A 24859-nucleotide genomic window follows, 5' to 3' on the forward strand; every position below is an offset into this window, starting at 1 on the left:
GAGTGTTTGAGCTTTGTAAATTTCCTTTACCGCGCTGTATGTACATCTGATACTTTTAATTCCCTCACAGTATTTACCAGTTCCATCACTTCCCAGGCATCCTCAATTCTGAAGTTACCGCTGCGTGTACGTCGTAATTTTGAAAGATAAGCCCCGTTGCCTAAAGCCGCGCCAAAATCATTCACCAGCGAACGGATGTAAGTGCCCTTACTGCACACCACCCTGAAATCAACCTCGGGCAGCTCAATGCGGGTTAGTTCAAACTTAGTTATAGTGACGTTACGGAGCTTCAGTTCCACATCCTCGCCCCGGCGTGCCTTTTCATATAAACGCTCGCCATCAACTTTTATGGCCGAGTGCGCCGGCGGATATTGCTGGATATCGCCAATGAACTGTCTGCAGTTGTTACGCAGCATTTCTTCTGTGAGTTGGCTGATGTCGAAACTTTTGTCTGGCTCCGTTTCCATATCGTACGAGGGGGTAGTAGCACCCAATACCATGGTCCCGGTATATTCCTTTTCTTCGGCCTGGAAAGTATCAATCTGCTTGGTCATTTTACCGGTGCAAATGATCAACAGGCCTGTAGCCAGCGGATCAAGCGTGCCTGCATGGCCAACCTTTAGTTTAAGCGGCTTAAATGAATTGCGGAGTTTGCCAACCACATCAAAGCTTGTCCATTGGTACGGTTTATTAACCAGCAGTAGCTGACCCTCGGCAAATTCCTCTATTTTAGTGTACGTGTTCTTCAAATCTTTTATTTACACCGGATCAATTTATCCGATTTTTCGCAAAGGTACGATTTTCGGCCCTATTGCCGGACAAGCTATAAATTACTACGCCGGATCAATCTCTTTTGATATGAGAATGATCCGGCGCGGCAAAATTAATGTGATATACTTAAATGCTTAAATCGTTTGTAATTGGTGTCCGCTCAAAATTAATCCTATAATAACAGCTCCAATCACAATACGGTACCAGCCGAAAATCTGGAAACCACGGCGCTCAAGAAAAGTAATGAATGTTTTAATAGCCAGCATGGCAACAATAAAAGCAATGATATTACCTATGGCCAGCAGTTTAATTTCTTCGCCGGTAAATACGTGCCCTTCTTTATGGAAGTCGTATAGTTTTTTTGCAGTCGCGGCAAACATAGTGGGCACCGCCAAAAAGAATGAAAACTCGGCAGCTGCAGTTCGGTTTAGTTTTTGCGCCATGCCACCAACAATAGTAGCAGCCGAACGCGATGTACCGGGGATCATGGCTAAACACTGAAAAAAACCTATTTTAAATGCAGTTAAATTGCTGATTTCTTTTTCTTCTTTAATCATAGGCTTGTTGAACCATTTATCAACAAACAATAAAATAATACCGCCAACAAAAAGGGTAATACCAACGGTAAGCGCGCTCTCCAATAAAGCATCTATCTTTTTGCTAAACAATACGCCAAATACCGCTGCAGGGATAAAAGCGATAAACAGTTTTAAATAAAAATTAACCGATTGGAGGAACCTTCTCCAGTACAGGAACACTACCGATAAGATGGCACCCAGTTGTATGGCAATAGTAAAAAGCTTAACAAAAGGATCGGCTGCTATGCCCATTACTGATGAAGCAATGATCATGTGCCCGGTTGATGATACGGGCAAAAATTCAGTTATCCCTTCAATAATTGCAAGGATAATAACATGGATTAAATTCATTGGGGTTTTAAGGGGTTGAGGTAGAGATATACGTTATTACAGTAGATATCTTTCACTAAAACATATCTACTGTAAAATTCAGCATGGTTACTGTATTAATTAGCCGAAGGCTTTTTAAGGATAGCGAAGAAACCCAAAGCAAAACCGCCCAAAACTACTATTGGGGCGATAACTATTTTGGTAGTGCTGTAAATGTCAGTTGTGCCCGACATCAGCACAAAACCGAAGGCAACAACCGCCACGCTGATGATTAGCATACGGTAATTGCTTTTATCAAATATAAATTGTACCGGCGCAGTAGCTTTTGCGGCACCGGTTGCTGCCGGCGATGTTGCAGCAGTTGTTTTTACAGGAGCCGCTGGTTTAAATTTTTGTGCCATATATCTTTTTAATGAGTGAATTATTGATTTAGTGAATTAGTGATTAAAAGTTCAGGTCAAGCATTTCAGCTTTGACCTTTAACCTCTACCTGTACAGATCGTATATTTTTAAACGTAAAAACTTGTTAACTGCTAAAAAGGTACTGAAGCCTGATATAAAAATACCCAGCCCAACTACAACTAAAAACACGATGCCAAACTCGGTGTAGTTTTGCAAAAATACAAGGTCGGGTACGTTGTCATAAGCAACATATAAAGTACCTATCAGCAGGATAATAGCAATCAGGCCGCCTAATAAGCCATGCCAGATCCCGTACAGTAAAAAAGGCTTGCGGATAAACCCTTTTGTAGCCCCAACCAGTTGCATTGACTTGATCAGGAAACGCTGCGAATAAATCGCCAACCTGATGGTATTATTAATCAACGCTACCGAAAGCACTACAAAGATTCCGGCGAAGGTAAGGATGATTAAACTGATGGTCGTTACGTTCTGGTTCATCTGGTCAACCAGTGACTGCTGATATTTAACCTCTTTTATTAAGGGGTTTTTCAGCAACTCGGCTTTAAACTTTTCGATATCCTTGTTGTTGGCATAATCCGCTTTCAGGTAAACATCCACTGACTGCGATAGCGGGTTATAACCTAAAAACTTTACAAAGTCTTCGCCAAGATCTTTTTGCAGGTTGCGGGCGGCAAGCTCTTTACTTACGTATTGGGTTTGTTTTACCATTACGTTGCCATCCAACTGTTTTTGAAGTTGCAATACATCGCTTTCGTGGGCGGCATCATCAACAAAAATATTAAGCACGATGTTTTCTTTAACATAGCTCGAAATATTTTTAGCGTATACCAGTATTAAACCCAGCAGCCCTACCATTAACAGCACCATGGCAATACCAAATACAGTTGAAATGTAGATGGTTTTTGTCTTTTTAGAGGATGCGCTTGCTTCAAATTCTTCCATTTACTTTTGTTAGATGTTAGATATTAGACGTGAGATTTGAGATCACTATCCCCCTCAAGTTAACATCATATTTCTGCGAAAATAAGAAACCCTCCCTAAAGGTAAAAGTTTATTGCTTATAAATATGTTTAATAACGCTTTAGCTTAACAGATTTAACATTTATTAACAGCAGAACCGGGATTTGGGGGGATTTTTCGGATTACACAGATTTCGACAAATTCCGATCAAACAAACATCCGGAAAAACAGAAAAATCCCCCCAAATCCCGGTTCAGACAAATTAAAGATCAATTCTGATCTAAACCTGGAGTTAAACAAAGCGCTACCGCTATTGTTATCAATATATGACAAAGCCAGCAAACGAAAAAGATAAACCTTCGCCATCAGATACCCCGACCCACAGGCCAAATGACAACGGGAATAAAAGCAAGGTGCGTAAAGAAGATAAACAATATCACGCCGATAATCCGCATGGAGGCGATATTGCCAAAAAGCATGAGAAAGAAGAACAACCGGTTCATTCGGTGAAGAGTGTACCGAAATAAGCCCCCTCTAAATCTCCCCCGGAAGGGGAGACTTAATTAAGATCTTTAAGCCCTCCCTGCTGGGGAGGGTTGGGTGGGGTTATCTCGCAATCCCCGCCGAGTTAAACTGAAGGTCGTACAATTTCCGGTAGTGCCCGTTCTCAATTTTAAGCAACTCCTGGTGGGTACCCATTTCCATGATCTCGCCATGGTCAAGTACAATGATCCTGTCGGCGTTTTGAATGGTGGAAAGCCTGTGGGCTATCACTATGGCCGTACGGCCTTCCATTAATTTATTGATGGCATTCTGGATCAGGATCTCGGTTTCTGTATCAACAGATGACGTAGCTTCGTCCAAAACTAAAATTGCGGGATTATAAACCAATGCCCTGATAAACGAGATCAGCTGCGATTGCCCGGCCGAAAGTGTTGAGCCGCGTTCCATCACATTATAATCGTAGCCACCGGGCAGGCGTTCGATAAAATCATGCGCGCCAACATCTTTGGCTGCAGCTATGATCTGGTTGCGGGTGATATTGGGATTATTGAGGCTGACATTATTGGCAATGGTATCGCTGAACAAAAACACATCCTGTATCACAGTTGCTATCTGCGAACGCAGGTAGTTTACATCATAATCATGGATATCATGTCCATCAACCTTTACACAACCTTTGCCAATTTCATAAAAACGGTTCAGGATATTAATGGTTGATGATTTGCCTGCGCCGGTTGCCCCTACCAAAGCCAGGGTTTCGCCGGGTTTAATGTGGAAACTGATGTTTTTCAGCACCCAATTTTCATCATTATAAGCAAACCATACTTTATCAAAGCTAATATCGCCCTGCAGCCTGCCTGTTGTAAGTGTGCCTTTATTTTCGGCCACCTCGTCGGTATCCAATACTTTAAAAATCCTGTCGGCACCTACCATACCCATTTGCAGGGTATTAAATTTATCGGCCAGCTGGCGGATAGGCCTGAATAACATATTCAGCAATACTATAAAGCTGGTGATCAATCCAGGAGTAATTCCCTTGCCTGATGCGGAGATAGTTAGCATTTGACTATCTGACAGCATTCGTTTACAACCATACCAAACCAACAGGCCCATGCATATGGCAAACAGAATTTCTACTACAGGAAAGAATATCGAATAATACCAGTTTGAGCGGATATTGGCATCGCGGTACTTTTCGTTCACAGCTTTAAATTTGCGCATCTCCTGGTCTTCACGGGCAAAGATCTGGATCACACTGATCCCCGAGATATGCTCGGCCAAGAAAGTATTGAGCCGCGCCACCTGCGTACGCACCTCCTGGAATGAGGACTTAATAGCCTCCTTAAACACATAGGTTGAAGCAAACAGGAAGGGCATCGGAATAAGCGTAATCAGGGCCAGTTTCCAGTCCTGCCAAAGCATATAGCCTATCACAGCAACCACCAACAGCATATCACCCATGATAGAGATCAACCCTTCCGAAAAAATATCGGCAATAGTTTCCAGGTCGGACACCGTACGGGTAATAAGCATACCGATAGGCGTACGGTCGAAGTATTTTAATCTTAAACTGGTAATGTGGTTGAAAATATCGATCCTCAAATCGCGGATCACATATTGGCCCAACGCATTGGTTAAATAAGTTTGGTAGTACTGCGCAATAGTTTGAATGAGAAGCTGTGCTATCATGAGCTCAACCATAAAAACCAACCCATTATAATCATCGTTCAAAATATTAACATCCAATGTACGTTGGATCAGGATTGGCTGCAGCAAAGCATTGGCTGCTATAAAAATGGTGAGGAAAGTAGCTATAACAAAGGTTTTATTATACGGCTTAACGTAATGCATTACCCGGCCGAGTAGCTTCCAGTCGAGGGCCTTTCCGGTTACGCCCCCAGAAGGGGGGGCTGCTTGCTTGGTTGCTCCCTCATTTGCTGAGGAGGGAGTTTCCTGTTTATTATCTTTTTCTTCTTTAGCCACTATATCAAAGTTAAAGTATAATTATCTATCTTCAAATCTCATCCACATTATCCACCATTGTTCCCCCTTCAGGGGGTTAGGGGGCTAATGGAGCGACCAGTTGGTAAGGATATTTAACTTCCGTCAAATACAACCCGCAGGCAGGTACGCTGGTGCCAGCGTTTGAGCGGTTTTTACTTTCAATAATTTCACGGATACCTTCCGGTTGCATTTCTTCCCGGCCGATCATTATCAGCGTACCCACAATGGCCCGTACCATGTTACGCAAAAACCTGTCGGCAGTTATATGGAAGACAATGCCGTTTTCTGTTTTCACCCACTGGGCGCGGGTTATTTTACAGTTATTGGTTTTAACCTGGGTGTTTGATTTGCTGAAACAGCTAAAATCAATATACTCCATCATAATAGCCGCGGCTTGGTTCATCAGATCGATATTGGGCACATCGCGCAGCTGCCATGAATATCCCTGCAAAAAAGGGTCTTTATTAAAGTGAATATGGTATTGATATGAGCGCGATGTGGCATCAAAACGGGCATGCGCATCGGCATGTACCGCGACAATGTTTTTTATGGCGATATCAGGTGGAAGCAGAGCGTTTAGCCCCCCCCGCCCCCTGAAGGGGGTGCTTTCTAATGCACTTACTCCCCCTTCAGGGGATAGGGGGGCGTCAAAATGCGCAAAGAATTCCTTGGCGTGCACGCCTGTATCTGTACGGCCGCAGCCGGTAGTTTCTATCGGGTGTCGTAAAATTGTGCTTAGTGCCTTGTTCAGCAGTTCCTGTACAGTTACGGCATTTTGCTGTACCTGCCAGCCATGATAGGCAGTGCCATTGTAGGCCAGTTCAATAAAATAACGCTGATTTGTGCTCACGACGGCAAAGTTAATAATCTGCCGCCTATGCCGGGTTCATAATTTGGTCATAGTATTATGCAGGTTCGGTTATATAGGCCTTATAGATTGCCTCAAACACCAGTTTATTTTTAACAGCCAGATTAAAAGGCTTATTGATAAAGGTGTTGCTATATCCAATGGCTTTTGCCAGGTTACGCAAAACATCAAAATAGGTTATTTCAATCCCTTCGATGATCTGCACATAAAATACAATGAACACATCACGCTCCATGGCAGTTTTCCCGGTTTTAATTGCCGATATATAAGCTTCAAGCGTCATGGCTTTTATGCCAAGTACCGTCGTTTTTGATGGCGTTTCATTAATGGCGCTGTAAATAGAATCGAGCTGGGCAAGCTGCTTTTGGGTAGCTTCATAACATTCCTGTACAGCCTCCTTTAAATAAGCTAAGGATGCAAGCTCTTTTATCTCCTCAAAAAAATCAATCAGATGTTTTTTACCAAAATAAATGCTGTTCAGGTGCTCAAGGAAAATCCTTTTTAGATGGACATTCTCAAATTTAACATCTTCGGGGGTTTGTTCACTAATAGGGGGCATCTGACAACTGTTTAAATACAAATAAATATACATTAAATAATTATCATTCAAAGCAAGCAATATCCTTATTAAATTAGTGCTTCTCCAATAAGCAAAACATTTATATTTGCCTTTATAATTTTTTAATATCATGCTGCAACGCATCCAAAGCATTTACCTTTTGTTCGCTAGCCTTGTGCTGTTTGCCCTTTTCTTTTTTCCGCTTGCCCACAACGTCTATATTAATGATAAACCCTCAAGCATTATGGTTACCGGCATTTACCAGGATGTGAACGGCGTACAGCAACATACCCAAACATTTGTGGCACTAACCGCTATAACAGCTATTGTTGCCCTTATTCCTTTGGTCATCATTTTTCTATATAAAAACAGAAAACAGCAAATAGCCTTCTGCTATAGTGCTATACTTGTACTTATTGGCTACAGTTTCTGGATGGCACAAACTGTTAAAGGTGCAGCAGGCAGCATTACCCTTGATACACGCACGATGGGCATTGGCCTGTTCCTTACTTCACTAAGCATCATACTGATCATCTTTGCACAAAAGAGCATAAAAAAAGATGAGAAGCTGGTAAAATCGGCCGACAGGTTGAGGTAAACCCGGGTTAGTGTTAAGTCGACAGTACTAAGTCGGCAGTTATAAGTCTGGTTTCCTTTTCTATAGTTAAAACTTATGACTAACCTAAGTTCATTGTTTGCAATCTCTTTGTAAAAACCAGGTAATAGATTTATGATTTTCATGCTTACTAAGACCCCTTGTTATCTGAAAATCGGGCTTTAAAAACCGGAGAAAAAGGTAATCCTTGTTATGAAATTATTAATTAACTGGTTTTTTTTCAGTTAATTAGTTGCTTATTCTCAATAATACTACCAAACTTCATTTTATCTCAACCCGCCTATTGGAATTATAAAACATTAACACTATCTTTGCGCCCGATTTGGCGATGTTGCCAGATTCGTTATTTAAATTCATGAACAACCCATTTATTGAACTGGGAATCCGTCATGATATTGTTAATGCCATCTCTGAGTTAGGATTTGAGAATCCTACACCAATCCAGGAGCAGTCAATCCCGGTATTGTTAACAGGCAGCAACGATTTTGTCGGATTAGCCCAAACCGGGACCGGAAAAACTGCTGCCTTTGGCCTACCATTGTTGGAACTGCTTGATTTCGAAGAAAATCATCCACAGGCACTTGTTTTATGCCCAACACGCGAACTTTGTTTACAAATCGCGAACGACATTAAGAACTACTCCAAAAAAATGAGCAACGTACACGTTGTTGCTGTTTATGGCGGAGCAAGCATTATGGATCAGCTACGCCAGATCAAACGCGGCGTACAGATCGTAGTTGCTACACCAGGGCGTATGCTTGATATCATTAACCGTAAGGCTATTGATTTTTCGGCTGTGAAGTATGTAGTATTGGATGAGGCTGATGAAATGCTCAATATGGGCTTTCAGGAAGACATTGATAGTATCTTATCTACCACACCCGAAGAGAAAAAAACCTGGCTATTCTCGGCCACCATGCCTGCCGAAGTTAGGCGGATCGCGAAAAAATACATGACCGATCCTTTCGAGCTTACCATGGGCGCAAAAAACACCGGCAATGCCAATATCGAGCATGAGTACTATATAGTACGTGCACGTGACAAGTATGCCGCGTTTAAACGTATTGTTGACTTTAATCCTGATATTTTTGGTATCGTATTTTGCCGTACCAAAATTGAAACCCAGGAAATTGCTGAATCGCTGATCAAAGACGGCTACAATGCCGATTCATTGCACGGTGACCTTTCACAGCAACAACGCGATAAAGTGATGAAACGCTACCGTGAGCGCAGCCTGCAATTATTAATTGCAACCGACGTTGCCGCACGTGGTATCGACGTTAACGACGTAACTCACGTTATTAACTATTCATTACCCGACGAGATTGAAAACTACACTCACCGTAGCGGCCGTACAGCCCGTGCAGGTAAAACCGGTGTATCAATCTCTATCGTTAACGCCAAAGAATTAGGAAAAATTCGCCAGATTGAGCGTGTTATTGGTAAAAAATTCGTGAAAGCTGAGATCCCTACAGGTTTTGATGTTTGCGAAAAACAATTATTCTCTATCGTTCACAAGGTACATAACGTAACTGTAAACGAAGAGCAGATTGAGCAATACCTGCCGCGTATTTATGACGAGTTTAAAGATTTCACCAAGGAAGATTTCATCAAACGATTTGCTTCAATTGAGTTTAACCGTTTCCTTGATTATTATAAAAACGCTCCTGACCTGAATGCCAGCGTTGAAGAAGGCCGTAACAGGTTTGAAGATCGCGGCGAACGCGGCAATGGTGTACGTGGCAACTTTACCCGTTTATTTATAAACTTAGGTTCGGTTGATGAATTTAACCGCGGCGATTTGTTAGGTTACATCTGTAACACTACCAAAATAAGCGGCCGTACCGTAGGTAAAATCGATGTTAAAGGTGTGTACTCTTTCTTTGAAGTACAAAACGAAGATGTTGATAAAGTGATGGCCAGCTTTAAAGAAGCCGAATATAAAGGTCGCCCCGTAAGGATTGAGATCTCAGGCGAGGGCACCAGCGATAACCGTAGCGGCGGTGAACGCCGTGAAGGCGGATACCGTGGCGGAGATCGCCGTGAAGGTGGTTACCGTGGCGGCGAGCGTCGTGAAGGCGGTGGTTACCGTGGCAACGAAAGGCGCGAGCACAGCAATGGCGGTGGTTTCCGCGACTTTTCAGGCAAACCCCGTGAAGATCGCCCTGAGCGCAGAAGGAGATTTTAATTATCCATCATAAAAAAACCACCATGTGCAAAGCATGTGGTGGTTTTCATGAGCTTCCTTTAGTAAGAAGCATTAGTTTTAGTTTAGTTTTGTTAACAAAGCCTTTTTACCGCTGCATACGGGAACAAAGGCTTTTGTTTTATATATAAGCCCGCCTTTTCTGGTCATAAGCAAACTTTAACCCATCCATTAAACTTATGAGCTTTCGGTTTTAGGCATTTAGCTTTCCGCTTACATTAACGGCTAAATTCAACAATGTCCGAATCAGGATAACAAAGCGTTAGCTTACTGTCGGTAAGTTCCTTAATAAAAAACTTGGTATAAGGCCTGCTCCCCTGGTATGAGGTGTAAATCGTATCATTTTTTACAAAATAATCCTCTTTGCTGGCCTGCCCGTCGTCCATAATAAAATCTTTATCCGTTATCGAAAGCTTGGTAGCACCATCTTTTGATTTCCAGTTGCCTTCCAGCTTTTTATTGGCAGCCGGCGGCTGAGAACAAGCGTATATCAATAACATGCCTGCAACTGCAGCAAATATGGGAGCAAACTTTTTCATGACGGATCAGGATTTTTTAGAACGGCTTACGCCTTTGTTGAATTTAATTATTGGGTAGGTTTATCTATCAGTTCAGATTTTTTCAGATAAACCCGGTGACCTTTTTTATTCACATAAAAATAATGCGAATATTTATCAATGTAAATGGTTTCGCCATTAGGGCCAGCCTTGCCGGCATATTTCTTATCAGCTACCGTAGCTGCGCCTTTAGCCGCAATTTCGGATGTTTTATGGCCTATTTTTTTTGTGGTTTTGCTGATCTTACCACCGAGGGTTGAATCCTTATGTGTTTGGGCAAAGCCCGGGCTAACCATAAGTGTACCAGCAGCAAACAGGGCTATTTTAAACAGATTTTTCATATTGACAGTAATTAAGTTCCTTTAATAAAAATCAACTCAATTTCTCGGCCAAATTTCTCATTTCTACTACAGGTGAGCGTTTTTGATATAAAATAGCATAAACAGCTTCGCAAATAGGGATGCTCACGCCGTATTGCTTATTAACCTCGTGTAGGCAATTTACTGCATAGTACCCCTCGGCAATCATGTTCATTTCCAGTTGGGCCGATGTTACTGTATATCCCTTGCCTATCATGTTACCAAAGGTGCGGTTACGGCTGAATTGCGAATAAGCAGTGACAAGCAAGTCGCCCAGGTAAGCCGATTCTTTAATATCCCTGTCGATAGGATATACAGCGGCGACAAAACGCTCTAATTCGCGAATGGCGTTTGATATCAGCACCGCCTGGAAATTATCTCCATAGCCCACACCATGGCAAATACCACTGGCAATTGCGTATACATTCTTCAAAACAGCCCCATATTCTGTACCATAGATATCATCAGAAATGTTTGTTTTGATATACCGGGTATTGATCATTCCCGCAAACTGCGAGGCAAGTTTTGTATCTCCGGAAGCTATAGTTAAATATGATAATTTTTCGAGCGCTACTTCCTCGGCATGGCACGGCCCGCTGATCACCATAAAATCATCAAACGATATATCGTATTTTTGATGGAGGAATTCGGCAATTATCAGGTTTTCATCGGGTACAATACCTTTTATAGCCGATACTATTTTTTTACCTTTCAGATCGGCAGTAGTAATGTCTTTTAGTGCGTCTTTCAAAAAAGCAGCAGGCACATTAAGCAACACAATGTCAGCAGCCGCTATGAGTGGTTTCAGATCGGTAGATATATTTTGTTCGGGAAGTTTGATCTCCACCGAGCTAAGGTAATGCGGGTTACGCGCAAACTTTTTCAAATGTTCCACAGCTTCGGCATTACGCATCCACCAAAAAATTTCTTTTGGGGTGGTGTTGTCGATAAGCATTTTGATATTAGCCGTAGCCCAGCTCCCCCCGCCAACAACTGTGATCTTGTTTAATTTTTTATCCATCAATAAATAATAGAAATATCGCTGCCTGGTTTTAATCGGCTAAGCAAATTAATGAAATATTATGCAGATTGGCGAATGATAGAAAAAGTGGGCTTAACTACTTTTTTGAGTCTTTTTGCAAGACAATAACCTGGCTCCGGGCCGATGCTTCCGTTTTTCTTTTCTAAGATAAAGAGTTTAAGATAGTTTGCACGCTCCCGGGTTTATTTTGTTGTCGGGATGGGTAGGTTAAAGAATAGCAGGGGAGCGCAAGATGCTATTAGTTATTAAGCATCAATTCAAAAACACCTCATCCAAAAATACCCAGCCCGGTTTGCCTTTGGCCGGATGCCATGCCGGCACACTTTTAAGCGATTGGGCAACCAGTTTGATGCAGGATATCTTTTGTTCGGATTTTAACTTACATTCCAATGGGGTCAAAATAAACGGATCAGACTTTTTGGGTACCCCTGTTTTAAGTGTGCTTAATAGCTTGAGATGGTTTTGATCGGTGCCTCCCCAAACCTCAACCCCGGCGGGTAAAAAGATCTGAGAACCTGTATTACGCATTACATTGAGACTAACCGAATGCAGATCAATCGGTTTATTAAACCACATGATCACCGCCAGATCCTTTTGCGATGCAACCCATTTTCCGTTGCCAAAATTGTCGCCGCCTAATTCTTTATCAATAATTGTTTTAGCGCCATCGCCTTTGTATTTGTCGTCGGGATATTTGACAAAGCTAATGCTATCGGGTGTATAGGCACATTTATAAACATTGAATTGTACGGTATCGCTGCCAACCCATCCGGCTTTAAACGCCCTTGTCCTGATCACGGTACTTTGGGTAAATACAATGCCTGGTTTGTAAGATGCAGCCTTGATACTATCAGGCACCGAACCATCAGTAGTGTACCGGATATCCGCACCTTTTATAGGGTTGCTAAGTTGCAAAGCATAATTCTGCTTAAATATAACTGCCGTATTTTTTAACTGCGGACTGGTGAGCTTAAGCGCCTTACCATCATCCTTAAAGCCGGTTAACAGGCTAAGTTTGGGGTTTTGTTTTTGAAGCAGTTGCAGGTCGGCCGGATTTAGGCCGCTATCCCATACAGCGAGTTCATTGAGGCTTTTTATAGCGATGAGCTGTTTTACATCGGCTATATTAAGTTTAACACCCGTTAATGAAATACTCTTGAGATATTTTAAACCTGCTAATTCCTTTAAGCCTTTGCCCGTAACATCACTGAAGTTAAGGTTTAGCCTGCGAAGGTTTTCAAATTTGGCAATCGTTTTCAGGTCGGCATCCTTTACGGGCATCTTGTTCAGATCGAGCGATACTACCTGTTTTTTTATAGAACTTAACTCATCCAGCACTTTTACATTATAGGTGCTTTTATTGTAAATATTAACCGCCAGCGCCGGCGACTCACTGGCCAGTGGATAAACCACCCGGTAGTTGTTGTTCAGCTTTTGAATTTCTTTTTCATTGGCTGCCGAAAAATCATAAACCTCTTCTTCGCTTTCTGCGGGTTTTAAGTGCGTCGCAGCTATCATACGTAATGAATCGTTGGCAGGTAAATCAATCACTTTTTTACTGAAACCGGCCTTGCTTTTTACCCACAGGTAAAGGAGCATTTTTTCATCATCGGTAAGCTGTGTTTTGCCGGTAGGCGGCATGTGTTTCTTTTCGGTTTCGGGCAGGTGCACACGTTGCAGCAGTAGGCTCATGGTTGGGTCGCCGGCTATGAATAGTTTGCCGGTTTTGCCGCCTTTCATGATTGCTGCCGAATCAGTAAGCATCAGGCCGCCTTTCTTTTTATCGATATTATGGCAGCTTTGGCATTTAACTTCAAATATGGGGCGGATCACATCGTTATAAACCAGGGCCTGGTCTATCGGTACCACGTTTTTGCTCTTATCCATTACCGGGCCCAAAACAAAATCATTGCCATGGGTAAGGTTGCCGCCAAGGTGCCCGGCAACAATTAAACAGAAAACGGTTATTATAGCTCCGGCTTTAGCGAACCTTACGGTATATTTTGAGGTATGGCGGATGAGGTACACTCCATACCCGGCAAAGGCCACGCTTACTCCAAACCATTTATGCCATTGTAAAGTATCGCCTTCATAGCCCGGCTCCCTTGAAAGGAACAAGCCCATGATCACCGTTATTGATGACAGTAATGCACCCAGCAGCAGCAGGTAACTTGTAAAGGTTTGATACAGTTTTTCGTTAATAAACTCGGCCCGGTAACGGAAAAACTCCATCACCATGGCCAGCATCAGTATCACGATGGGAAAATGCAGGATCAGCGGGTGCATGCGGCCAACAGGTTGCAGCCAGCGGGGCACAACCAGGCTATCGCCGGCTATAAGCAGCACTACAATAAAAATATTAAGGGCAAATAATGTCCCTTCCGCAAAACCTTTGTGGCTGCTTTTCATATACGCCGGGCTGTATGTGTATTAATTAAACCCTTGTGAATTTATAAGGATATACCTTGCCCGATGCCCATTGTGCTACATACAAATTCTCGTCGTTATCCACACAAACATCGTGGGGGTTCAGGAAAATCTTTTCGGCCTGGGCCATTGGTTGCAGCACACCGTCGGTATACACTGGTTCGGTACCGCCAAGGTTGGATACTACTTTATTGTTTTTATCTAATATGGTAGTAAAGCCGGTATTCTCCTTGCTCAGGTCGGGCGAGCGAAGTACGGCAGCGTACAAATGATCTCCCTTAATTACCGGGCGGCAAACGCATGCTCCCGGCAGTTTGATCACTTCCTGTAGTTTGCCATCCATGCTGAAGCGTTTAAAGCAATTACGGGTACGATCGGTAACCAGTAATGTCGGTGTATCATATCGCCTGTCAATCACGATACCGTGCGCATTATCCAGGTGTTCGTCGCCCTCGCCTTTACCGCCGAAGAAACCTTTTAGTTTGCCATCTTTATCATAATGGGTAACGTATTGGGCCCCGTAGCCATCGGCAATAAAAATATCGCCATTGCTGTCGATAGTAGTTTCGGTGGGAACAAATTCTTCGGCTTTTTTGTAAACGCCGGTTTCGAGCGGCACATTAATAGTCATTAAAATACGGCCATCAAGCGTGGTTTTATAAACCTGGTGTTTTACGGTATCGGTTATGAACAGCACCTCGGTGCCGTTTTCATTAAACAGGGTGAGGCCATGTGCACCGGGGAAATCATGCCCCCAGGTACTTAGCAGTTTGCCCGATTTATTATAAATGAGTACATTGTTCTTAGTCTCGTTGGTGAGCAGTAAAATGCGGCCTTTTGAATCCTGCACCATCTCGTGGCAATCATTCACCGGGTTCTTCTGCGAATCGGCCTTGCTCCAGTTTTTATCCATGCGGTAGCGCATATTTCCGTGACCGTAAATTAGCCCGTCATCTTTTGCTAACATGTCTTTAGCTATAAAAAAGCCTGCTGATAAAACTGAAGTGTGCTTGATAAATTCTCTTCTTTCCATACCGTTGATTTTTATGATTGCGTTGATTTCGCTGATTATTTCTTTTGATTACACCGATTTTTTGAATCCTTGTTCATCCCGTCATTGCGAGGAACGAAGAAATCGCGAACTTTACAGGGGCGGACTTGCATAGCCCCTCGGCCTCCGTGCGATTGCTTCGTACCTCGCAATGACATAGTTGAATGGGGAGGGTTTAGGTGGGGTTTATGCTATGATCCCCTTCACCACATTCCCCGCCACGTCCGTTAATCTATATCTTCTGCCCTGACTTTTATAAGTTAGTTTTTTATGGTCTATACCCAATTGATTTAATATGGTGGCATGAAAATCATGCACGTGTACCGGATCTTTTACGATGTTGTAGCCAAACTCATCTGTTTCGCCGTAAACGATGCCCGGTTTAATACCACCGCCGGCCATCCAGATGCTGAAACAGCGCGGATGATGGTCGCGACCATAATTGGCTTTTTCCAGTTTACCTTGACTGTAATTTGTGCGTCCAAACTCTCCGCCCCAGATCACCAGTGTTTCATCCAGCAGGCCACGTTGCTTGAGGTCGGTAACCAATGCAGCCGATGCCTGGTCTACGTCTTTGGCCTGACCGGCCATTTCCTGTGGCAGGTTGCTGTGCTGGTCCCAGCCCTGGTGGTAAAGCTGTACAAAGCGTACGCCGTTTTCAGAAAGTTTGCGGGCCAGCAGGCAGTTAGCCGCATAAGTGCCGGGAATAAGGCATTCCGGCCCGTACATCTTCACAATATCGTCCGACTCCTTGCTTACGTCCATAATTTCGGGTACGGCGGTTTGCATGCGGTAAGCCATTTCGTACTGCTGCACCTTGGTGTTTATTTCCGGGTCGCCAAACTCTTTATAGTTCATGTCATTGAGCTCGGCCAGTTTATCCAGCATTTTACGGCGCTCGTGACGGTTCAGTCCTTCCGGATCATTCAGGTACAGGATTGGGTCTTCGCCGCTGCTGAACTGTACGCCCTGGTGAATGGAATCTAAGAAGCCATTGCTCCACAATTTGGAGTAAACACCCTGCCCGTTTCCCTTGCCTTTAGATAGCAATACGGTGAAAGCCGGCAGATTTTTATTCTCGCTGCCAAGACCATAACTTACCCATGAACCCATGCTGGGTCGGTTGCCCTGCTGTGCCCCGGTTTGGAAAAAGGTAAGTGCCGGATCATGATTGATGGCATCGGTGTTAAGCGATTTAATAATGCAGATATCATCGGCAATTTTACCTATATGTGGGAACATATCGCTGATCCAGGCGCGCGACTCGCCATATTGCTTAAAATCATAAAAAGAACCTACCAGCGGGAACGAAGCCTGCTTAGCCGTCATGCCGGTAAGGATCTGGTTGCCGCGTACGGATGCCGGCAGCTCCTGCCCCATCATTTCGCGCAGCTTGGGCTTGTAATCAAACGACTCCAGTTGTGAGGGTGCCCCATCCTGGAACAGGTAGATTACCCGCTTGGCTTTTGGCGCAAAGTTGGGGATGCCGGGGATAAAATCAGCCTCGGCTTCATCGCCCTTGCCACTAAACAGATCAGGAATGAGTAAAGAACCCAATGCTACGCTGCCAATGCCCAAACTGAGCCTGGAAAGAAACCTGCGCCGGTTGATGTTAAGCCTGTTTTCTAAAAAATATTTTTCCATGTGCTCAGGTTTTTGTTATGGCTTCTTCCAGATTATACATGGTATCAACCACTTTCATCATAGCTGCCAGTGTTATTTTATCCAGATTGGCCGGTACCGGATATTCGCCCACGGTTAGCAGTTTTTCGGCATCGGCCTTTTTCATGGTTTTTAGTTCATCTGTATAGTATGAAGTTAAAATTGCCAGTTCTTTTTCCTGCGGATGGCGGCAGAGGATCAACCGGAAAGCTTTGGTGATCTTTGCTGTCGATGTGCTTTTGTCCTGCAAAAGTTTTGCCGCTAAAACCCTCGCGCTTTCCAACACTGTTGGATCGTTCAGCATTACCAGTGCCTGCAATGGGGTATTGGTACGCAGGCGTTTTACTTCGCACTGGTCGCGGTTGCTGGCATCAAAAATACCTAAGGATGCTGGCGGAACGGTACGTTTAATTAGGGTATACATTCCCCTGCGGTACAGGTTTGGCCCGTGCACCTGTTTGTAATTCGCCAAAATCCCCCTGCCCGAGGTGGCATTTTCCCAAAGGCCGGGCGGCTGGTAAGGGTTAACACTCGGGCCGCCAATGGTTGGATTAAGCAGCCCGCTGCTGGCCAGCACCAGGTCACGAACAAATTCGGCAGGTAAACGGCCCCTTGGGCCCCGGGCTAATAAAGTATTATCCGGATCTTCCTTCAGTTTTTCGGGTGTGGCCGCTGCCGATTGCCGATAAGTGGCCGACATTACCATCTGTTTTACCAGCCGTTTAATATTCCAGCCATGATCGCGGAAATCAACAGCCAGCCAGTCCAGCAATTCCGGGTGCGATGGCAGATCGCCCTGCATACCGAAATCGCCAGAGCTTTTTACGATGCCCTTGCCAAAAAACTCCTGCCACATCTGGTTTACAAATACACGGGCGGTAAGCGGGTTGTTTTTGTTGAACAGCCATTCGGCCAAACCCAGGCGGTTTTTTGGGTAGTTATTGGTAAATGGCAAAATGGATTTGGGCGTACCGGCCTGCACCTCATCGCCATGGGCATCGTAGTTACCTCGCTTAAGAATATAAGTTGGCCGCACCTTGTCACTATCCGTCATGATGGATACGATGAGCTTATCGGTATCGCGCTTGTTCACAAAAGTCAGGATCTTTTTAACATCGTCGTTACTGATCTTCATCATGGGGTTTTTAGCATAGGTTTCAGGCCCGCCCACAGTTGATTGCAGGCCTACTTCCTTCACATTGTTAAAAAAGGCATAAACCTGGTAGTACTCTTTTTGCGAAAAAGGGTCGTATTTGTGATCATGACAATGAGCGCATTCCAATGTGACGCCCAATAGTGCTTTGCCGAAGGTATTGGTTCGGTCGGTTACATAACTAACCCGGTATTCCTCATCAATTACGCCTCCTTCTTCGGTTATTTTATGGTTGCGGTTAAAGCCTGTTGCCAGCAACTGTTCCTTAGTGGCGTTGGGGAGCTGATCGCCCGCCAGCTGCCAGGTAATAAACTTATCATAAGGCAGGTTTTCGTTATAGGCGTGGATCACCCAGTCGCGCCATGGCCATTGGGTGCGGTAATTATCATCCTGATAACCGTGCGAGTCGGCATAGCGGGCAACATCCAGCCAGTGCAGCGCCATTTTTTCGCCGTACTGTGGGGTAGCCATCAGCTTGTCCACCATTTTTTCGTAGGCGTTAGGGCTTTTATCGGCCAGGAACTTATCCATTAAAGCAAGAGATGGCGGCAGACCGGTCAAATCGAGTGAAATGCGTTTCAGCAGGCGTTCTTTATCCGCTTCGGGATTCGGCTCCAGGCTGGCCTGCTCCATTTTTTGCAGTACGAAGTTATCGATAGCATTTTTAGGCCATGCCGCGTTTTTTACCTGCGGAACCGGGTAATTTCGCGGAGCGACAAAAGCCCAGTGTTTTTCATATTTGGCGCCCTGTTTTATCCATTTGTGAATGAGTTCAACTTCATAGGGTGATAACCTCTTTAAATTGGATGACGCCGGCGGCATCTGCTCGGTGGTGTCTTTGGTAGAGATTCGGCGATAAACCTCCGATTGCATAGGATCTCCGGGTACAAGCGCGTGCGATGATGGGTTATCTTTTAATGCTTTATAAGCGCTCTCCGGAAGATCAAGCCTAAGGTCGGCTTCACGATGAGAAGCATCAGGGCCGTGACATTTATAGCACTTGTCTGAAAGTATTGGGCGGATATTAAAGTTGTAGCTGATGGTATCGGGCACCTGTTCTTCGGCTATCCCGCCCGATGAATGGCAGGAATAAAGCGTGTACAGCATGCAGATGGCTATTGTAAGCCACACATAATACAACTTCCGGTACATGGGTTTAAAATTGGTTAAACAGAAATTAAAGTTATATAATTTATAGCACAATTTGCAAATACATATTTGTGTTCTCAAATTGATTTAGCGGGGGCAATATAGCATGAAAAATGATATGTTCATACATTTTGTACAAATGTTTTAACATAAACGCGGAGGAGGGCATTTTTAAAGAATAAACGCGGAATAGCCGATGAGCCAAAAATTGAATTGTACTTGCTAATATTTGTTTTTTTAATGTAAAGGAGCAATGTGCTGGTTGCTCATCTTTTCCAACTTTTTAATATCCCGGTAAACGATATATAAAGGGATGATCCCAAAAATACCGAAGCAGCAGTCAATGAACCGCCAGTAAACGGGGATACCGCGGATTGGGCCGGCAATAAAGGCCAGCGGGAACACCATTACGCAGGCAATCATGCCAAACTCAATTATCCAAATGTTTTTAACCGGGTCTTTCAGCGGGCCAACAAATGCCATAGCAATAACAAGGTGACCGAAAGCCAGCCAGTCGGTGCCATAAGCCAGGTAAGGATAGTTTTGATTGGTTGTTTTTACTGCGAGATAAACATTGGTTAGCCAGTCCTGCATAAATCCCGGAGATACGGAGGCATGATTAGCAAGCCAGGCAAGTTCAGTTTCGATAGGGAAAGCGGTTACACCACTTAGTACCAGACCGATGATAAATACAGTTACCCAGGTTTTTATTTTTTTGCGAAGTTCAGGTTCGGTTTTCATAACAAGGGCAAGTTAGGGAATTTGGTGGTATATTCTCCCTTTAGGGGTTAGTGGGCGCAATACTTCTTTATAAAATTATCGGCCTTATCGCTGCCTATGTTGCGGATAAAATTCCAGTCGTGACAGGCGCCTTCTTTGTCGCCTTGTTTAAATTTTTCGCCGGCCTGGCTTAATACATCGTTTATAAAATCATCATCGTAGCCAAGTTGTTTTTTTAGGTTAATAATGATAGCCTCTTTGGTGGTATCGGCCTTGCCTTTATATTTATTGCTGTAGTAATTGGTCACTGCGTTTTCCAGTTCCTGCTGAGCTTTATAGCTGGCAATGGCGCTTTGCATATCGCGGATGCTGGCAGGCCCGCAACGTGCGGGATCAGGGTCAAAACGGATGGGTTGAACGATATTAGTTTTAAGATCATACCCCGCCGGAACCACCCACTGGCCCGATGTAAGTTTAATAACCCTCAAAGCTTCATCGTCAAGGTCGATGCCGGGGCCATCCTGTACTTTAGCATCATGTACCACACCATCTTTATCAACCATAAACGAAACATTGATGGTTCCCGAAATACAATTTTGCCGCGAATATTCAGGATAAATGATCTTTGTCTTCAGAAAATCGTTAAACGCCTGCTGTCCACCTTTAAACACAGGCTGTTGGCCAAGCAAATAGCCCGCTGTAAAAATGATCAACGCGATATGGAGACAAAGGGCTTTAAGCATAGTATAAATATCGACAATAAATTGTGGATTATGTTTAGATAGCCTTAGAAAGAATTATGGTTGAATAACTAAACGGATAGTCATATTTGTTTTCAGTATCCCATTTGCAAGCGGCTTGCCAATCAACTTGCTGTAATTGGCTGACCACCTGTTTTATATGTATAACTAAATCCAAAATCGAAGATCCGAATTCTCAAATCAAAGTACCTGGTTAAACTCCAACCGTTCGCCATCCGGCCCGGTGATGTTGAAATATTTGCAGCCATTTTTCCAGAATTGTAAAAACACGGGCTCTCGTTCAATCACGTTAAAGCCAGCTTCTTTAATAGTTTTAAAGGCGAGGTTGATATCATCAACATCAAAGGCTACGTGATCAATGTGCCCGTTTGATCTTGAACGGATCTCGGCCAGCGAAGCTTCAGGCAATTGGTAAAGCTCCATGATCATATTGCCGCGCTGCATCATAACGCAGGTGCCGGTACCGCCGTTATCGGTAAAAGGGGCTTGCATTACATTGTTAAAGCCCAGTCTGGCGTAAAATTGTTGTGATGCTTCAATATTGGTTACCGGCACGCCGATATGTTGTATCCCGTTTATTGCTAAATTTATATGGTTGCTCATGTTGATAATCAGTTGTTTATTATGGATTTAATATATGTTTAAACACTCGGTAGCGGATATGGTTGGCAACGCCGGCAAAATAAATATGCAGTAATTATCATCCATCCATCATTTTACACAAGCTTAACACATTTGATGTAAATTGCAGTTAAACTTGCACCAATTAAAACATATTAATGAAGATCGGAATTGTTTGTTACCCAACCTTTGGCGGAAGCGGGGTTGTTGCCACTGAACTTGGTAAAGCCCTTGCAGACCGTGGTCACCAGGTTCATTTTGTGACCTATAACCAGCCGGCGCGGTTGGATCTCTTTTCCGAAAACCTGTTTTATCACGAAGTTTCGGTTTCCAACTATCCGCTGTTCGATTTTCCGCCCTACGAGCTGGCCCTGGCAAGCAGGCTGGTTGATGTGGTGCGTCATGAGCAATTGGATGTACTGCATGTGCATTATGCTATACCCCATGCTTCGGCCGCGTTTATGGCCAAGCAAATATTAATGACCTATGGCATTTATATCCCTGTGGTAACTACACTGCACGGTACAGATATTACTTTGGTTGGTAAAGACCGCACCTTTAAACCGGTTGTTACTTTTTCCATTAACCAAAGTGATGGTGTAACAGCCGTATCGCAAAACCTTAAAGAGGATACCTATAAGTTTTTTGATATTAAGAAGGATATCCTCGTGATCCCTAACTTTATTGACCTTAGCAGGTTTAGCCTTAAACCTAAAGATCATTTTAAGAAAGCGATTGCACCTTCGGGCGAAAAGATCCTGGTACATACCTCCAACTTCCGTAAGGTGAAACGTACCGAAGATGTAGTGAAGATTTTTGCTAAAGTGATCAAAAAGATCCCGTCGAAACTGCTGATGGTAGGCGACGGCCCCGAACGTTCCATGTGCGAACAGCTTTGCCGCGATTTGGGCGTTACCGATAATGTACGCTTTTTAGGTAAACAGGATGCTGTTGAAGAGATCCTTTCTGTATCCGATTTGTTCCTGATGCCATCGCAATCAGAAAGTTTTGGTTTAGCAGCGCTTGAAGCTATGGCTTGTAAAGTGCCGGTGATTAGCAGTAATGCCGGTGGTTTGCCCGAATTAAATATTGATGGCGTAACAGGCTTTTTGAAAGAGCCAGGAGATGTAGAAGGTATGGCAGAAAAAGCAATATTTATTTTGGAGGATGAAGAACGTTTAGCTAAATTTAAAGAAAATGCACTGGCACACGCCAAAGAGTTTGAATTATCTACCATTTTGCCCAAATATGAAAACTTTTACCTTGAGGTAATTGAGCAAAATAAAGCTAAGCTGTTTAACCAACAGTTGTAATAAACCTGATACAATTCAGAAAATATTCTTTAAAAGTTAAATTTTATCGGTTTCGTTAATTAATTTAGTTTTTCACTCCTAAAAGTTAAAACTTATGGCAAAGCACACACTAAAAAGCGGACAACTCCTTAAGTACATCGGAAAAAAATGGAAAAACCTGCACATTGGTCATCCATTAAAATTTATGGGGTACGATGAGAATAGTTTCGCCGACATCTGGGTGGAATACCAGGGTAAATTAATGCTTCTGGCACTTAAGGATGTGGAAACACTAAGCGTTGCTTAAGTAGATAACTTGAGCCGGTCTGTTCAAAAGACAAGGGAAAATAGCCTTACTCATGCATACGTGCTAAGTAAGGCTATTTTATTTTGTAGATTTTAGATCCCCTCTCTTGAGAGTAATAGCCCATCAAGAGCAGATGATGAATTAGACTGGAAATTACAAGCGGTATAGTTGACTCACCCGGTCTACGCTACGCTGGACCACCCTCTCTGCCCTTTGGGCAAAGAGGGTAAAGAAAAATAAAAGAAAAAATCTCCTCTTTACGCTTGCGTAGAGAGGGGTGACGAGTGCAGCGATGTCGGGGTGAGTCGATATGCGCGATGATTTTCATGACTATGCCTTTTTATGGGCTATTACTCTCAAGAGGGGAATCGCACATCCCGAGCTTTTAAAACTTTTGTTTTAGAACAAAAGAAACCTATATTAGCGTCACAAAAGGAAATGGTGTCTTCCTACTTAACCGCCCTAAAAAGCTGATGGCGCCTACAGACAATTAACTCACAGGCTTTTATCCTGTGCTAATTTTTTGTGGGTACATAAATATCAGCAACATGCAAAATCAAAACCGACTTTTTTCTTCGCAACATTTCGCAATTCTTAAAAACGCCCTCCGGTGGACGGTCATTATCATCCCCATAGCTGTTGTTATTGGCAGCGCGGTTGCCTTATTCTTGTGGTTGTTGAGTTGGGCTATCCATTTTAGGTTTGCACATAACTGGCTGTTGTTTTTGCTGCCATTGGCAGGTATCGCTATATTTTTCATTTATAAATTTTTTGGTGGTCCGGCCGAAAAGGGGAATAATTTAATTATTGATGAAATCCACAACCCCGGTGGCGGGGTTCCCAAGCGTATGGCCCCATTGGTGCTGATCACCACCATTATCACTCATTTGTTTGGCGGCTCGGCCGGGCGCGAGGGAACGGCGGTACAAATGGGCGGCAGCTTAGCCCAAATGATAGGCAAATGGCTTAAGCTTAACGAAGCTGATACCCAAACAGTACTTACCGCGGGCATAGCGGCGGGTTTCGGGGCAGTATTTGGTACGCCGTTAACTGGTGCTGTTTTTGCAATGGAGGTGCTGACGATAGGCCGGGTGCAATATAATGCGCTGCTGCCCTGCCTTATTGCGGGCATTGTTGGGGATGTTACTGTAGCTACATGGGGAGTTCATCACACGCCTTATCATATCGATATTGTCCCGGTTATCCCGCATTGGTTTTCGGGTTATATTTCAACCGATCTGTTGCTTATCATTAAAACCATAGTAGCTTCAATCGCTTTCGGACTGGCCAGTTACCTTTTTGCCAAAATGGTACATGGCATCAAAAGTTTTTTTACCCAATACATTAAAACGCCCTGGTTGATCCCGTTTATTGGCGGGCTGATCATCATCGCGCTTACTTTTGTTAATGGCAAACCCGATTACCTGAGTTTAGGGGTAGATGCCGAACATGTTGGTGCTGTTACAATCCCTTCAGCTTTTCATGCCGGCGGTGCCGATACCTGGAGCTGGCTCTGGAAAACCATTTACACTACAGTAACCTTAGGTACCGGTTTTAAAGGCGGCGAGGTAACACCGCTGTTTTATATTGGCGCTACTTTGGGCAATACGCTATCCGGCTTACTTGATGCGCCGGTTAGTTTATTTGCCGCTTTAGGTTTTATAGCGGTTTTTGCAGGCGCAACTAATACCCCGCTGGCCTGTACTTTTATGGGTATAGAGCTTTTTGGTGGCGAACACGCCCTGTTGTTTGCCGTGGCCTGTTTCACAGCCTATCTTTTCAGCGGGCATACGGGTATATATGGCTCCCAAAGAATTGGGGTTACTAAGTTAACCGGTGGGGCGGCTGATGACAAAACGCTTTCGGAAGCAATGAAAAGGCGCGGATATTTATACCATAAACTGGCGAAATATAGTTTCCTTAAAGCGAGAGAATAAGC

General features: G+C 43.8%; 23 protein-coding genes and 1 riboswitch. Of the genes, 6 read left to right on the forward strand and 17 right to left on the reverse strand.

Annotation, left to right across the window (positions count from 1 at the left end; all coding sequences use genetic code 11):
* Window positions 1-26: 26 nt before the first annotated feature.
* The 4 genes from truB to J3L18_RS28225 all read right to left on the reverse strand — a co-directional run bounded on the left by truB (window position 27) and on the right by J3L18_RS28225 (window position 3044).
* Window positions 27-758: a tRNA pseudouridine(55) synthase TruB gene (gene truB, locus J3L18_RS28210; RefSeq protein WP_375339189.1), complete on the reverse strand. Its 732-nt coding sequence runs from the start codon at window positions 756-758 to the stop codon at window positions 27-29.
* A 147-nt stretch (window positions 759-905) separates the two neighbouring features.
* Window positions 906-1700 (reverse strand): undecaprenyl-diphosphate phosphatase, encoded by a 795-nt coding sequence (locus J3L18_RS28215; protein WP_091167458.1) that lies wholly within the window; start codon window positions 1698-1700, stop codon window positions 906-908.
* A 95-nt stretch (window positions 1701-1795) separates the two neighbouring features.
* Window positions 1796-2080, reverse strand: a complete 285-nt coding sequence (locus J3L18_RS28220) for a DUF3098 domain-containing protein (protein ID WP_090530735.1) — start codon at window positions 2078-2080, stop codon at window positions 1796-1798.
* Between the two features lie 85 nt (window positions 2081-2165).
* A complete protein-coding gene (locus J3L18_RS28225) occupies window positions 2166-3044 on the reverse strand; it encodes a cell division protein FtsX (protein WP_091167461.1) in 879 nt (292 codons plus the stop codon).
* A 344-nt stretch (window positions 3045-3388) separates the two neighbouring features.
* On the opposite strand from J3L18_RS28225, the gene J3L18_RS28230 reads away from it, so the two are divergent.
* Entirely contained in the window at window positions 3389-3589 is a 201-nt protein-coding gene (locus J3L18_RS28230; RefSeq protein ID WP_129567987.1) for a hypothetical protein, read from the forward strand.
* 79 nt (window positions 3590-3668) lie between these two features.
* On the opposite strand, the gene J3L18_RS28235 is transcribed toward J3L18_RS28230, so the two are convergent.
* From J3L18_RS28235 to J3L18_RS28245, 3 genes are all read right to left on the reverse strand, one after another.
* Window positions 3669-5417, reverse strand: coding sequence for an ABC transporter ATP-binding protein (locus J3L18_RS28235; protein WP_129568013.1), 1749 nt, complete (start codon window positions 5415-5417; stop codon window positions 3669-3671).
* Between the two features lie 208 nt (window positions 5418-5625).
* A complete protein-coding gene (gene truA, locus J3L18_RS28240; protein WP_129567988.1) occupies window positions 5626-6420 on the reverse strand; it encodes a tRNA pseudouridine(38-40) synthase TruA in 795 nt (264 codons plus the stop codon).
* A gap of 55 nt (window positions 6421-6475) precedes the next feature.
* Window positions 6476-6997 carry a DUF892 family protein gene (locus J3L18_RS28245; protein WP_189549056.1) on the reverse strand — a complete coding sequence of 174 codons (522 nt, stop codon included), beginning with the start codon at window positions 6995-6997 and terminating at the stop codon, window positions 6476-6478.
* Between the two features lie 130 nt (window positions 6998-7127).
* Between J3L18_RS28245 and J3L18_RS28250 the strand changes: the two genes are divergently transcribed.
* Both J3L18_RS28250 and J3L18_RS28255 read left to right on the forward strand, forming a co-directional pair.
* Window positions 7128-7595: a DUF4293 domain-containing protein gene (locus tag J3L18_RS28250; RefSeq protein ID WP_091167471.1), complete on the forward strand. Its 468-nt coding sequence runs from the start codon at window positions 7128-7130 to the stop codon at window positions 7593-7595.
* A gap of 373 nt (window positions 7596-7968) precedes the next feature.
* Window positions 7969-9801 (forward strand): DEAD/DEAH box helicase, encoded by a 1833-nt coding sequence (locus tag J3L18_RS28255; protein WP_129567990.1) that lies wholly within the window; start codon window positions 7969-7971, stop codon window positions 9799-9801.
* A gap of 236 nt (window positions 9802-10037) precedes the next feature.
* On the opposite strand, the gene J3L18_RS28260 is transcribed toward J3L18_RS28255, so the two are convergent.
* The 10 genes from J3L18_RS28260 to J3L18_RS28305 all read right to left on the reverse strand — a co-directional run bounded on the left by J3L18_RS28260 (window position 10038) and on the right by J3L18_RS28305 (window position 21303).
* Complete coding sequence (locus tag J3L18_RS28260) at window positions 10038-10358, reverse strand: hypothetical protein (RefSeq protein ID WP_090530718.1); 321 nt, start codon at window positions 10356-10358, stop codon at window positions 10038-10040.
* Between the two features lie 47 nt (window positions 10359-10405).
* Window positions 10406-10717 carry a hypothetical protein gene (locus J3L18_RS28265; protein WP_091167474.1) on the reverse strand — a complete coding sequence of 104 codons (312 nt, stop codon included), beginning with the start codon at window positions 10715-10717 and terminating at the stop codon, window positions 10406-10408.
* 31 nt (window positions 10718-10748) lie between these two features.
* Entirely contained in the window at window positions 10749-11756 is a 1008-nt protein-coding gene (locus J3L18_RS28270; protein WP_129567991.1) for an NAD(P)H-dependent glycerol-3-phosphate dehydrogenase, read from the reverse strand.
* A 273-nt stretch (window positions 11757-12029) separates the two neighbouring features.
* On the reverse strand, window positions 12030-14186 hold the full coding sequence (locus J3L18_RS28275; RefSeq protein ID WP_129567992.1) for a DUF2231 domain-containing protein: 2157 nt from the start codon (window positions 14184-14186) through the stop codon (window positions 12030-12032).
* 25 nt (window positions 14187-14211) lie between these two features.
* Complete coding sequence (locus J3L18_RS28280) at window positions 14212-15237, reverse strand: NHL repeat-containing protein (RefSeq protein ID WP_091167483.1); 1026 nt, start codon at window positions 15235-15237, stop codon at window positions 14212-14214.
* A 204-nt stretch (window positions 15238-15441) separates the two neighbouring features.
* Window positions 15442-16899: a DUF1501 domain-containing protein gene (locus J3L18_RS28285; protein WP_090530702.1), complete on the reverse strand. Its 1458-nt coding sequence runs from the start codon at window positions 16897-16899 to the stop codon at window positions 15442-15444.
* Between the two features lie 4 nt (window positions 16900-16903).
* Window positions 16904-19222, reverse strand: a complete 2319-nt coding sequence (locus J3L18_RS28290; protein WP_129567993.1) for a PSD1 and planctomycete cytochrome C domain-containing protein — start codon at window positions 19220-19222, stop codon at window positions 16904-16906.
* A gap of 234 nt (window positions 19223-19456) precedes the next feature.
* Complete coding sequence (locus J3L18_RS28295; protein WP_129567994.1) at window positions 19457-19960, reverse strand: hypothetical protein; 504 nt, start codon at window positions 19958-19960, stop codon at window positions 19457-19459.
* Window positions 19961-20007: 47 nt separating this feature from the next.
* Window positions 20008-20682, reverse strand: a complete 675-nt coding sequence (locus tag J3L18_RS28300) for an energy transducer TonB (RefSeq protein WP_129567995.1) — start codon at window positions 20680-20682, stop codon at window positions 20008-20010.
* A 198-nt stretch (window positions 20683-20880) separates the two neighbouring features.
* Window positions 20881-21303, reverse strand: a complete 423-nt coding sequence (locus tag J3L18_RS28305) for a VOC family protein (protein WP_129567996.1) — start codon at window positions 21301-21303, stop codon at window positions 20881-20883.
* 176 nt (window positions 21304-21479) lie between these two features.
* Between J3L18_RS28305 and bshA the strand changes: the two genes are divergently transcribed.
* The 3 genes from bshA to J3L18_RS28320 all read left to right on the forward strand — a co-directional run bounded on the left by bshA (window position 21480) and on the right by J3L18_RS28320 (window position 24857).
* Window positions 21480-22634, forward strand: a complete 1155-nt coding sequence (bshA, locus tag J3L18_RS28310) for an N-acetyl-alpha-D-glucosaminyl L-malate synthase BshA (RefSeq protein ID WP_090530693.1) — start codon at window positions 21480-21482, stop codon at window positions 22632-22634.
* A gap of 94 nt (window positions 22635-22728) precedes the next feature.
* Window positions 22729-22920 carry a hypothetical protein gene (locus J3L18_RS28315; RefSeq protein ID WP_090530691.1) on the forward strand — a complete coding sequence of 64 codons (192 nt, stop codon included), beginning with the start codon at window positions 22729-22731 and terminating at the stop codon, window positions 22918-22920.
* Window positions 22921-23345: 425 nt separating this feature from the next.
* Window positions 23346-23410: riboswitch (Fluoride riboswitch) on the forward strand.
* A 58-nt stretch (window positions 23411-23468) separates the two neighbouring features.
* On the forward strand, window positions 23469-24857 hold the full coding sequence (locus J3L18_RS28320; protein ID WP_129567997.1) for a voltage-gated chloride channel family protein: 1389 nt from the start codon (window positions 23469-23471) through the stop codon (window positions 24855-24857).
* Window positions 24858-24859: the final 2 nt, after the last annotated feature.

It is taken from the genome of Mucilaginibacter gossypii (genome assembly GCF_017569325.2).
GTDB classification, from domain to species: domain Bacteria; phylum Bacteroidota; class Bacteroidia; order Sphingobacteriales; family Sphingobacteriaceae; genus Mucilaginibacter; species Mucilaginibacter gossypii.

Excerpts from the sequence above, each read along its gene's own strand:
- J3L18_RS28260 (WP_090530718.1), bottom strand. The coding sequence starts at position 10,358 with ATGAAAAAGTTTGCTCCCATATTTGCTGCAGTTGCAGGCATGTTATTG.
- J3L18_RS28305 (WP_129567996.1), bottom strand. The coding sequence starts at position 21,303 with ATGAGCAACCATATAAATTTAGCAATAAACGGGATACAACATATCGGC.
- J3L18_RS28230 (WP_129567987.1), top strand. The coding sequence starts at position 3,389 with ATGACAAAGCCAGCAAACGAAAAAGATAAACCTTCGCCATCAGATACC.
- J3L18_RS28225 (WP_091167461.1), bottom strand. The coding sequence starts at position 3,044 with ATGGAAGAATTTGAAGCAAGCGCATCCTCTAAAAAGACAAAAACCATC.
- J3L18_RS28215 (WP_091167458.1), bottom strand. The coding sequence starts at position 1,700 with ATGAATTTAATCCATGTTATTATCCTTGCAATTATTGAAGGGATAACT.
- J3L18_RS28245 (WP_189549056.1), bottom strand. The coding sequence starts at position 6,997 with ATGCCCCCTATTAGTGAACAAACCCCCGAAGATGTTAAATTTGAGAAT.
- J3L18_RS28290 (WP_129567993.1), bottom strand. The coding sequence starts at position 19,222 with ATGTACCGGAAGTTGTATTATGTGTGGCTTACAATAGCCATCTGCATG.
- J3L18_RS28280 (WP_091167483.1), bottom strand. The coding sequence starts at position 15,237 with ATGGAAAGAAGAGAATTTATCAAGCACACTTCAGTTTTATCAGCAGGC.
- J3L18_RS28250 (WP_091167471.1), top strand. The coding sequence starts at position 7,128 with ATGCTGCAACGCATCCAAAGCATTTACCTTTTGTTCGCTAGCCTTGTG.
- J3L18_RS28265 (WP_091167474.1), bottom strand. The coding sequence starts at position 10,717 with ATGAAAAATCTGTTTAAAATAGCCCTGTTTGCTGCTGGTACACTTATG.
- J3L18_RS28300 (WP_129567995.1), bottom strand. The coding sequence starts at position 20,682 with ATGCTTAAAGCCCTTTGTCTCCATATCGCGTTGATCATTTTTACAGCG.
- J3L18_RS28275 (WP_129567992.1), bottom strand. The coding sequence starts at position 14,186 with ATGAAAAGCAGCCACAAAGGTTTTGCGGAAGGGACATTATTTGCCCTT.
- bshA (WP_090530693.1), top strand. The coding sequence starts at position 21,480 with ATGAAGATCGGAATTGTTTGTTACCCAACCTTTGGCGGAAGCGGGGTT.
- J3L18_RS28255 (WP_129567990.1), top strand. The coding sequence starts at position 7,969 with ATGAACAACCCATTTATTGAACTGGGAATCCGTCATGATATTGTTAAT.
- J3L18_RS28285 (WP_090530702.1), bottom strand. The coding sequence starts at position 16,899 with ATGGAAAAATATTTTTTAGAAAACAGGCTTAACATCAACCGGCGCAGG.
- J3L18_RS28220 (WP_090530735.1), bottom strand. The coding sequence starts at position 2,080 with ATGGCACAAAAATTTAAACCAGCGGCTCCTGTAAAAACAACTGCTGCA.
- J3L18_RS28320 (WP_129567997.1), top strand. The coding sequence starts at position 23,469 with ATGCAAAATCAAAACCGACTTTTTTCTTCGCAACATTTCGCAATTCTT.
- J3L18_RS28295 (WP_129567994.1), bottom strand. The coding sequence starts at position 19,960 with ATGAAAACCGAACCTGAACTTCGCAAAAAAATAAAAACCTGGGTAACT.
- J3L18_RS28315 (WP_090530691.1), top strand. The coding sequence starts at position 22,729 with ATGGCAAAGCACACACTAAAAAGCGGACAACTCCTTAAGTACATCGGA.
- J3L18_RS28235 (WP_129568013.1), bottom strand. The coding sequence starts at position 5,417 with ATGCATTACGTTAAGCCGTATAATAAAACCTTTGTTATAGCTACTTTC.
- J3L18_RS28270 (WP_129567991.1), bottom strand. The coding sequence starts at position 11,756 with ATGGATAAAAAATTAAACAAGATCACAGTTGTTGGCGGGGGGAGCTGG.